Origin of the sequence: Streptomyces sp. NPDC085946 (assembly GCF_044540485.1) — a bacterium.
Classification (GTDB): domain Bacteria; phylum Actinomycetota; class Actinomycetes; order Streptomycetales; family Streptomycetaceae; genus Streptomyces.
The window spans coordinates 23390-31749 of record NZ_JBITSF010000046.1 but is presented as its reverse complement, the minus strand read 5'-3'; the positions used below and the strand labels follow the sequence as shown (position 1 = coordinate 31749).

Annotated in this window: 7 protein-coding genes and 2 pseudogenes; 4 read left to right on the top strand and 5 right to left on the bottom strand. The window is 68.1% G+C overall.

The window, feature by feature from the left end; translation table 11 throughout:
• The 4 genes and pseudogenes from ACIF8T_RS39230 to ACIF8T_RS39215 form a co-directional block, all read right to left on the bottom strand.
• A pseudogene (locus tag ACIF8T_RS39230) lies at nt 1-200 on the bottom strand (IS630 family transposase); the annotation flags it as partial.
• Nucleotides 201-300: 100 nt separating this feature from the next.
• Nucleotides 301-3900, bottom strand: a complete 3600-nt coding sequence (locus ACIF8T_RS39225; protein WP_400042118.1) for a CHAT domain-containing protein — start codon at nt 3898-3900, stop codon at nt 301-303.
• Nucleotides 3890-4642 (bottom strand): hypothetical protein, encoded by a 753-nt coding sequence (locus ACIF8T_RS39220; protein ID WP_400042117.1) that lies wholly within the window; start codon nt 4640-4642, stop codon nt 3890-3892. The genes ACIF8T_RS39225 and ACIF8T_RS39220 overlap by 11 nt, the downstream gene beginning before the upstream one ends.
• Nucleotides 4639-4824 carry a hypothetical protein gene (locus ACIF8T_RS39215; protein ID WP_400042115.1) on the bottom strand — a complete coding sequence of 62 codons (186 nt, stop codon included), beginning with the start codon at nt 4822-4824 and terminating at the stop codon, nt 4639-4641. Before ACIF8T_RS39215 ends, ACIF8T_RS39220 begins: the two co-directional genes overlap by 4 nt.
• 558 nt (nt 4825-5382) lie before the next feature.
• Between ACIF8T_RS39215 and ACIF8T_RS39210 the strand changes: the two genes are divergently transcribed.
• Nucleotides 5383-5775 (top strand): hypothetical protein, encoded by a 393-nt coding sequence (locus ACIF8T_RS39210; RefSeq protein ID WP_400042113.1) that lies wholly within the window; start codon nt 5383-5385, stop codon nt 5773-5775.
• A gap of 367 nt (nt 5776-6142) precedes the next feature.
• On the opposite strand, the gene ACIF8T_RS39205 is transcribed toward ACIF8T_RS39210, so the two are convergent.
• Nucleotides 6143-6568: a type II toxin-antitoxin system Phd/YefM family antitoxin gene (locus tag ACIF8T_RS39205; protein WP_400042112.1), complete on the bottom strand. Its 426-nt coding sequence runs from the start codon at nt 6566-6568 to the stop codon at nt 6143-6145.
• A 227-nt stretch (nt 6569-6795) separates the two neighbouring features.
• Here ACIF8T_RS39205 and ACIF8T_RS39200 point away from each other — a divergent pair.
• The 3 genes and pseudogenes from ACIF8T_RS39200 to ACIF8T_RS39190 all read left to right on the top strand — a co-directional run.
• Nucleotides 6796-6846 (top strand): annotated as a pseudogene (locus ACIF8T_RS39200) (hypothetical protein); the annotation flags it as partial.
• A gap of 506 nt (nt 6847-7352) precedes the next feature.
• Nucleotides 7353-7862 carry an Imm21 family immunity protein gene (locus tag ACIF8T_RS39195; RefSeq protein WP_400042110.1) on the top strand — a complete coding sequence of 170 codons (510 nt, stop codon included), beginning with the start codon at nt 7353-7355 and terminating at the stop codon, nt 7860-7862.
• A 160-nt stretch (nt 7863-8022) separates the two neighbouring features.
• Nucleotides 8023-8346 (top strand): hypothetical protein, encoded by a 324-nt coding sequence (locus ACIF8T_RS39190; RefSeq protein ID WP_400042108.1) that lies wholly within the window; start codon nt 8023-8025, stop codon nt 8344-8346.
• Nucleotides 8347-8360 lie beyond the last annotated feature (14 nt).

Below are 8360 nucleotides of genomic sequence, written 5' to 3'. Positions count from 1 at the left end.
CAGCGGCCCACCGCATGCGGCGTGGAGCCCACCTGCGCGGCCACGTCCTTGTTCGACGCGCCGGTTGCGCAGGCCAGGATGATCCGGCAGCGCAGAGCCCAGGCCTGCGGCGTGGAACGTCGCCGCACCCATCCCTCCAGCGCAGCCCGCTCCGCATCCCACAGGATCAACTCGGCCTTCGGCCGCCCAGTACGTGCCACCAGACAACCCTACACATCTGAACAGAATTCCTGACTCGGAAGACTAGATGGCGTCCCGTAAATAGTCAGGGATGTGTCGGCTGACCTGCTTGTTTGCTCGTCATCCAGGAACGTGACGTTGCTCCAAGGCGTCCAGCTCCCGCAGGGCGGTACGGGCGCGGTCGAGGTCGACCGGGCTCCTGGCGTCCAGGAGACCAGCGGTGTGGAAACGTCGGGCCGCCGCGATACGGCCGAGGTCACGCAGACAGTCGCCGATGACGTGATAGGTGCCGGGTCGGTCGCGGGTCTCGTCGGTGCCGCCGAGCAGGACCAGGGCGCGGCGGGCGAAGGAGAGTCCGTCGGCAGGTCTGCCGCGAAGTCGGGCGATCCCGGCGAGCCGGGTGAGGCACTGGGCCTGACCGACGACGCGTTCCAGTTCTCCGTTCAGCGACAGGGCCATGCGGATGTGCTCCTCCGCTATCTCCAGGGCGCCCATACGTTCGGCGCAAATCCCCAGATGCTGGTGGGAGCGGGCCATCTCCTCGCGACCGTCGCGTGCGACGGCGGAGCGTAGGGCCGCGTCGAACTCGCTGTGCGCGGCGTCGTAGTCACCGTTCAAGATATGCAGGGTGCCGATCTGGTTGCGCAGGGCCTCCGCCTGTACCCGGTCGCCCGTCTCTTCGCACAGAGCCACCGCGGAGCGGCAGTGTGCCATGGCGGTGTCGAGGTCGCCCTCGTCCTCCGCGAGATAGGCCAGGCTCCGGTGACATGAGATCACTGCGGCAAGGTCACTCAGGCGCGCGAAGACCTCCATGGCTTCCCCAAAGCCCGCCCGGGCGCGTTCCGGTCGTCCGTCGTACTGGTCCAGCAGGGACATCTGGTAGAGGCTGGCGGCCGCGTCCCGTTCCCGGCCCAGTTCCCGGAAGGCCGTGTGGGCCCGGAGGTAGCGGGCCCCTGCCGCGCGGTGGTCGCCTTGTTCCTGGTCGACGGATCCGAGCTGGTGCTCGGCGTACGCGACGCCGAGCGGGTCGCCGGCGGCGGTACTGACGGCCAGGGCCCGCTCCAGATGGTCACGTGCGGCGCGCATCTCGCCCTGGTCCCGCTCGACGAGGCCGAGCTGGCGATGAACCACGGCCTCCGACTCCGTGCCCGGCTCGCTCCACTCCAGCATGCGGTGACACAGCTCTTTCTCGGTGATCCAACGGCCCCTGGCGTGCAACAGGCCGCACAGGCGGCGTCCCAACGCCGCCGCCTCCGAGTGACGTCGGGCGCTACCGAGGTGGTGCAGCGCCTCGAACCCTGCGTCGATGCGTACGGTGTCGGGCAGGTCGTCGCGGGAGAAGCGCTCCTGCTCGTATGCGGCCGCACGCCGGTGGGCGTCGCACGCGGCCTGCGGGTCGCGGCGGTCGAGTTCGGCCGCGGTCCAGCGATGGACACTCCACAACGGGATACCGGCCGCGTCCCTGCCGTCCTCGGCCAGCAGCCCCGCGGCGACCAGAGCGTCCAGACAGGCGTGCGCCCCGTCCGCGTGGTCCGGATCGGCGAACGCCGACGCCGGGACCGGCACGCGATGCACCGCGACGCGGTGCAGCAGGATCCGGCAGCCCGGGTCGAGGGTGGCGAGCAGGTCGTCGAGCAGGGTGTCGGCGGCCGTGAGGCTCAGTGCCTCGCGCAGGGCGGGGCGAAGCTGTCTGCGGATGCGGGCGCGTGCCGCGTCGAGACCATCGTTGAGCCGGCCGATCCGCCATGCCAAATCGTCCGTCGGCCGACCGGTTCCGAGAAAGGCCTCCAGGTAGGCGTATGTGCGGGGGTGACCGCCGACAGCCTGCCGAATCTCCTGCCAGGCCCGGCGGGGCAGCAGCCGCGTCAGGGGCAGTCGCAGCCGCAGCAGGTCGGTCTCGTCCCGGCTGAGCGAAGGCAGCGACATCTGGCTCAGCCGCTCGAAAGCCGCCCCGTCCGTCGACGGCAGGGGGTGACGCGAGGCGATCAGGAGGCGGGCGTGCGTCAGTGAGGTGGTCCAGACGCTGAGGAAGTCGGCCAGTTCGGGATCGGTGAAGCGAGTCCGGCCGCGCGTGTCACGGGTCAGGTTGGCCTCGAAGTCATCCAGCACCAGCGTCAGCGACCGGGCGGGGCTGTGCGCGGCGTGCCGGGCGTCCGTGCCGACGCTCACATGCGCGTCGGGGACGGTGAGGCCGGCAAGGACGCCCAGACGTTCAGACCAGGGGCGCCCCGCGTCGGAGAGCACTCGCGCAAGCTCGTCGTCCGCTTCGCCGGCGAGCGCGGCCGCGACCTCACGCAGGATCGCGTCGGGGCCGACCGGGCCCTTCACGATCGCCGGCGCAATCGGTGATGCCCGCAGGCGCAGCAGTTCACCGACGAAGGCTGTCTTCCCGACCCCGCCCACGCCGTGCACCACGAGCCCGGTGCCGTCTCGGGCCAGGGCGTTCAGCGCGGCCCGCAACTGCGTGCGGCGGCCCACGAACGAACCGAGCGGCAGCGCGAATGGCACGGCCGGCGCGGCAGGGGCGACGGGCTTCTCCGGGGGCTCGCCACGGCCGGGCACGGCCCCTGCCAGGCCGAGCCCGGCGAACAGGACGGGCACGTGCCATTCCGGCAGCCACCGGTCGTCGCTGGAGCGTCTGACGCGTTCCTGCTCCATCCGGGCGCCGTGCAGTGCTTCCCACAAGGGCCGGCCGGCGGCCAGCCCGGCGTACATGTCCGCCATCAGCGCGCCCGCGTACACATCCCGAACCGGTGCGGACATGGCGACGACGGCGGGAGCCCCGTACTGGATCAGGCTCTGCGCCAACCCGGGCAGGAAGGTGCCGTGGTACGCCGGTTCCGGTCCGGCGTGCGGCCGGAGCCGGCGCACCGACGATGCCGTCGAGCAGCCGGCCAGGACCACCGTGGGGATGCCGTAGGGGCCCTGCAGGACCCGGCACAGGGCGACGGCATTCACAGGCTCGCGGTCGCCGAAGTCGTCTTCGAGCAGGAGTTCCCCGGGCCTGGCGTGGCAGACGATGTGCACGATGTCGGCGGGCTGCTCGGCGAGGGCGCTGCGGAGTGCGGTGAGACTGCCGGAGCTCAGTACCCGCAGTTCGGCCGTGCCCTGGATTCTGGACACGGCAGCCGCCAGCCGGGCCGTCTCCGCATCCAAGTCGAGCAGGGCCTCGCGGCGGCCTGGGGCGTTGCGGGGTCCGGCGAGCAGTACGAGCATCCGCAGCGGCTGGCCGGTTCGGTCCGCGGCAGGCAAAGGCACGGAGTCCTCGGCGAAGGCGCGGTACGGACGGATGGTGGGGTGAAGCGCCAGCGGTGTCGACTGACCGGGCAGGGTCAGTGACTCCCAAGGCAGGTCGGCGAGCTCTCCCCGATCCGCTTCGATCATGAGCGGCAGGCCATGCTCCTTGGCCGCCTCGGCTTCGCAGGCCCGGGCGAGGGCGTCGACCACCCGGGGGCCCGCCATCTCGGCGAGCAGACGTCCCAGTCTCCGTGTCAGCACCTGCGGGGGAACGCCGGTCGCGGGCCGCCGGACGGCCCGTGCGGCAGCCTCGTACGTCCGGTTCAGTGCTCGCACGGTCTCCGTCAGCGCGAAGGGGACCTCGGCACCGGGGCCCTGTACGACGGTGCGCGAACCGGCGCTGAGGGTGACGGCAGTACGCCGGATGCGCAGCCGCCAGTGAGGGGGGCCGGAAGAGAGGGAGGCCGCGGGTTCATCGGGCACAGGGATCTTCCTTTGCACGGACGGCGTTCAGGGGAGGCGAGGCATCCCTCTCGCAGACGTACACCACGGTCGGCTCCTTCTTCGCGTCGAGCGGCGCCGTGACGTACAGGACGGCGCCGGCCAGGACCAGCAGCGCGGAAAACAGCGTGTCCCGCCGAGCCCGCAGCAGGGACCGTCGGACCTGCCAGGCGTGGATCCACGCGAGCAAGCGCTGCTGCAACCGCTGGATCAGCAACGCGTTCCGCCGGGCGACCGCTGCCTCGTGCGCCAGGATCTGCGTGCGCACGGGGTCGCTCTCACGAGCCAGCAGGGCCTCGAGACGGGCCGCCACAGTCAGCCGCAAACGGCGTTCCTCCCAGAGGGCAGCAGGGTCGGCGGACCGCGGGCCGTAGAAGTCAGCAGGGCTCCGGCCGATCAGCTCTCGCAGCCCTTTGAGGTCCGGCGATCCAAGGTCGTCGAGCGTAGCCATGCGCGGGCTGAGGACGTCGCTGGTCCGCCAGACCGCCCAGACCACGCCGATGACGGCCAGCAGCATGCCGCCAACGACCGCGACCACGTCCCCGGCGTCGTCGAGGTCCTTGACGATCACCAGTGGCCCACCCGCCAGTACCAGGGCCCCTACACCCGCCGCCGCGCCGACGATCCAGCGCGCGGTGGCGCGCATATCATTCACGGAGGCCCGCAGGTCGGCCAGGACAGGGTCGGGGGCCGGATCACCGGCCGGGGCGTCGGGGATGCTCATCCCAGGTACGGCGCGTCACCGGAGCCCGCGTCGTCCTCGTCGCCGTGGCCACGCAGTTCGGGCGGGATCTGGTCGTCGGGGAGTTCCTCATGCGGCACCCAGCAAGTGCCGTCGAAGTACTCAACGGTAGTGCCGTTGAATCTGATCTCGCCGGCCTCGGGCTGTGGTGGCTGCTCGGTCATGGCACGATTATCGGCCGAACTCGCCCGCGACGCAGAGTTCTTGGCCGGCACAGTCGCAGACCACGAAGGATGGGCGGCAGGATCCGACGCCCACCGCGGGAGCCACCAAGCGGGGCGGGTACGACGCAGACGTCTCGGAGCGCCATCCCGCGAGCCGGCGCCGACAGGCGATGACGACGCAAGACGTCCTGGCGGGAAGACGGTTCGTGATTCTTCGCCCGGCGCTCACCGAAGCCGGACGGTGTGGAGGATTTACGAGTCGGCAGCCGTCTGAGCCGGTAGCCTCTAGCTGTTGCGCGCCAGATCCCACCAAATATCACCAAGCCGATCGATACTGCCGCGCGACCTCTCGCCGCGACCAGCCGCTTAGCAAGACTGCCGCCGAGGCACCCCGCCTCGCACGACTCGCATGACTCCCGTTGCTCCCTCGTCTCGGCAAGACCCTTCCACGGCGGAGTCGCCCAGCTTCCACCCTCTCTGCCTCATCTCTCGCCGCCCACCCGAAGGGATCCTCCGTTGTACGACTTGATACTCGGTCAGCACGCCCACAACACGGTCGTGGAAACACTGCACAAACTGGTCGAGACGGCCGGGTTCGTCACCACGGTGCAGACGTCGATCAGCCTGGAGGAAACGATCGGAACGATCGTCGAGGCAGCCCCCCGTCTGTCGGAGGACCACGAGATCTCGCCCAGCGGACTGATCGTGAGCCGCGTCGGGATGTACCGCATCATCTGGGGCGTCGTCAGGCACCCCGGCGGAAGCCTGGCGGTCCTCGCCCCCATCCCAGAGGACGAAAAACGGTCCCCCAACTGGACCAGCCACTACAGGCGCGAGGTACTCGACCCTATCCTCGCTCTCTCCCACCACGGCCACCTCACCGGAGGAGGCGGCCACGGCGCGGTGACCGAAGAGGAGTTCGCCCGGGCATTCCGGAACGCCTATATCTGAGACGGCCGGGCCGGTCGACGACAGTACTCCCCGCAGTTCCTCGCCGCGGGCCGAGGCGACCAGCCAGCCTCAACCTCCGGTGCCCGGCAGACGACGAAGGCAGTGTCGTCATCGCGGCTGCGAAATCGACCACTCCCGATCCGCGATATGTTCACCCCGCCCGCGCTGCTCCCCGCGCCCGCGGGATGGTCCCCGCGACGGCGCGAACTCGGCGGGCTCGCAGTCTCTGCTCCCCGCACCCACGGGGATGGCCCCGAAGCGCCGAGCACGTCCCCGGCCTTGCGGGGCTGCTCCTGGTCGTAGTGCCATCCGCACTCCAACGGACAGAAGTAGCGGGTGAACGAACCATCGACCATGGTCGGTGGCCTCACTTCTCGGCGGCGCGGGCGGCGGCGATGCGCTCTTGCCTTTGCCGCCCCATGATTTGGACCGTGTGGTCGTCGGCTGGGTCCAGCGATACACCAATGTACGTGGTTCCGTCGCTGGACATGTGCCACTGGACTTCGGTGACGCTCCAACGGGTTTCGGTGCTGCTCTCTGGACCCAACTCCACTTCCTGCAGGAAGGAATCGCCCGTACGGGGCAGAGCAGGTAGAACGCAGGTGCTTTGATCGTGGGGGTAGTACAGGGTAACTTCCACGCCTCCGGAGGGCTTGACCGCTTCGGCAGGGCCGATGACAGCCACGGTCCGCCCGTGGCGGGTGAGGGCGATGGTCTGTCCGGTGGTGCGGGCGTGGTCGACGATGTCTCCTAGCTGAGCGCGAGCGGCTTCGATGCCGTAGGACTTCTCCATTAATAAACCTTAAGGTCTGTAAGGATCTGATCGCAAGGGATCCCCGAACTCAAATGACGTCAGGAACCGCACCTTCTGACGGGCGATAAGGTCACATAGCGCGGATGGTTGGCGCCTCAGTTGTCGCCAGGTGTCCCAGCAACCGATGTGGGTGATGGTGTTGGTAGTTACAGGCGGGGTGCGGCCGGCGAGGAGGCGACAGCCGCCCCCGGCAGACCACCGAGGGCATCAAGTCCGCCGAAGCGATCCTCGCCCTGGCCCGCGCCCACGACGTCGAAATGTCGATCACGGAAGTCGTTTCCGCCCTGCTGCACGAGAAGGTCACCCTCGACGAGGCCGCCGCCGCGCTGATGCAGCGACCCACCAAGCCCGAGCACTGACCCCGGCACCCGCCTGCGCGGGCCACCCCTTCTGGATCCCCGCCCTCTACGAATGGGCGGACGCCAGCGACCTTGAACCCGAGCAGTGGCTGCGGACCAGCACCGGTACCCGAGTCCAGATCACCACAGTCAAGCACCGCATCCAATCAACGGCGGTCTACGACCTCACCGTTGCTTCACGGACGAGGAACACGACCGGACTGACGAGCTGGGTTTCAAGTATGGATGCCACACTTGCGGCGCGCTCGATCCTGGCGGTAACGGGAGATTCGCGCCCGACCACCAACCGATCAGTTCGTGGATGCCGGATGGCGCGCCCCAGTGACTGTATCCCCAGTGTCGCCTGTGCAGTAGCCGGCAGGGCGGCTGGGCAGGTCGGTTGAAGGGTGTGATGAGAGGGCTTTATGACGCAGCAACCAAATATTGACGGGCGTCGATGGCTGGAGACGGACGGCGGCCCGGTCCTTCTGAGTTCAGTATCACTGCTCTCATCGTGGACTGGGTACAACGGTGATTACGACCTCGTCATTGAAATGACAGACGCAGGCCGATCTGAGTGCTACGACTTGCCCGGAAGAAACATAGCAATCCTCGGGGATGAGCCTCTTTCAACAACGATCATCGAGTCTCGGTCACTGATCGTCCAGTGGATCCACGGGAACTCCGAGGAGAACATGCGAAAGTACGCATCTGAGGTCGATCTCGACGCCATCGCATGGCATGAAGGCCCGGTTCTGGAGTGCGACGGGAACTTCGCACTCATGGACACTGCGACACCCGGCGACGAGGCGACCGAGGAGCATATGCTCATGTTCACCCTCGAGGTCGGCAGATACCGAATTGACAGCGCAGAAATCCCACTCGCTCCGCATTGCGCAGCGAAACTGCACCGTCTGGTTCTGCTGACAAGTTGACCCGTCTCGACGGCACGCCGGATGGGCCCGCAAGTCAGGCTGCAGCCCATCCATCAAGACTTAGGGCTTTATCTACACCACTTCAATAAAACCTGGCGCAACGCAGAAGCTGAAGCGCATAAGACGCACCTATTGTTGTAGCTGTCATACCTTGACATAGGTGAAAATTACTATTAGACGCAGACTCCTACATGTCTCGGCAGCTTTGGCGGCTGGAGCCGGCGGGCTCGCTGCTGCTGGTGTCGTAACTCTGCGCAGCTGTCACTCTGAACAACCGATGGTCCGGCGCAGCTACAACTACCACCGAAGCCGTGACGACCAGGGCCTGATCTTCTGCTGCTTCCAACGCGACCTTGAGCAGGGCTTCGAGGCGGTCCAGCACAGACTGCGAGGCGAAGCGATGGCCAAATACACCCTCACCGTCGGAGGCGGCCACTTCTTCGTCCCGCCCGCCGACGATGCCTGGCTTGATGCCCTGGCATGAGCGTGATCCTCTGC

Excerpts from the sequence above, each read along its gene's own strand:
- ACIF8T_RS39195 (WP_400042110.1), top strand. The coding sequence starts at position 7,353 with ATGACGCAGCAACCAAATATTGACGGGCGTCGATGGCTGGAGACGGAC.
- ACIF8T_RS39220 (WP_400042117.1), bottom strand. The coding sequence starts at position 4,642 with ATGAGCATCCCCGACGCCCCGGCCGGTGATCCGGCCCCCGACCCTGTC.
- ACIF8T_RS39205 (WP_400042112.1), bottom strand. The coding sequence starts at position 6,568 with ATGGAGAAGTCCTACGGCATCGAAGCCGCTCGCGCTCAGCTAGGAGAC.
- ACIF8T_RS39215 (WP_400042115.1), bottom strand. The coding sequence starts at position 4,824 with ATGACCGAGCAGCCACCACAGCCCGAGGCCGGCGAGATCAGATTCAAC.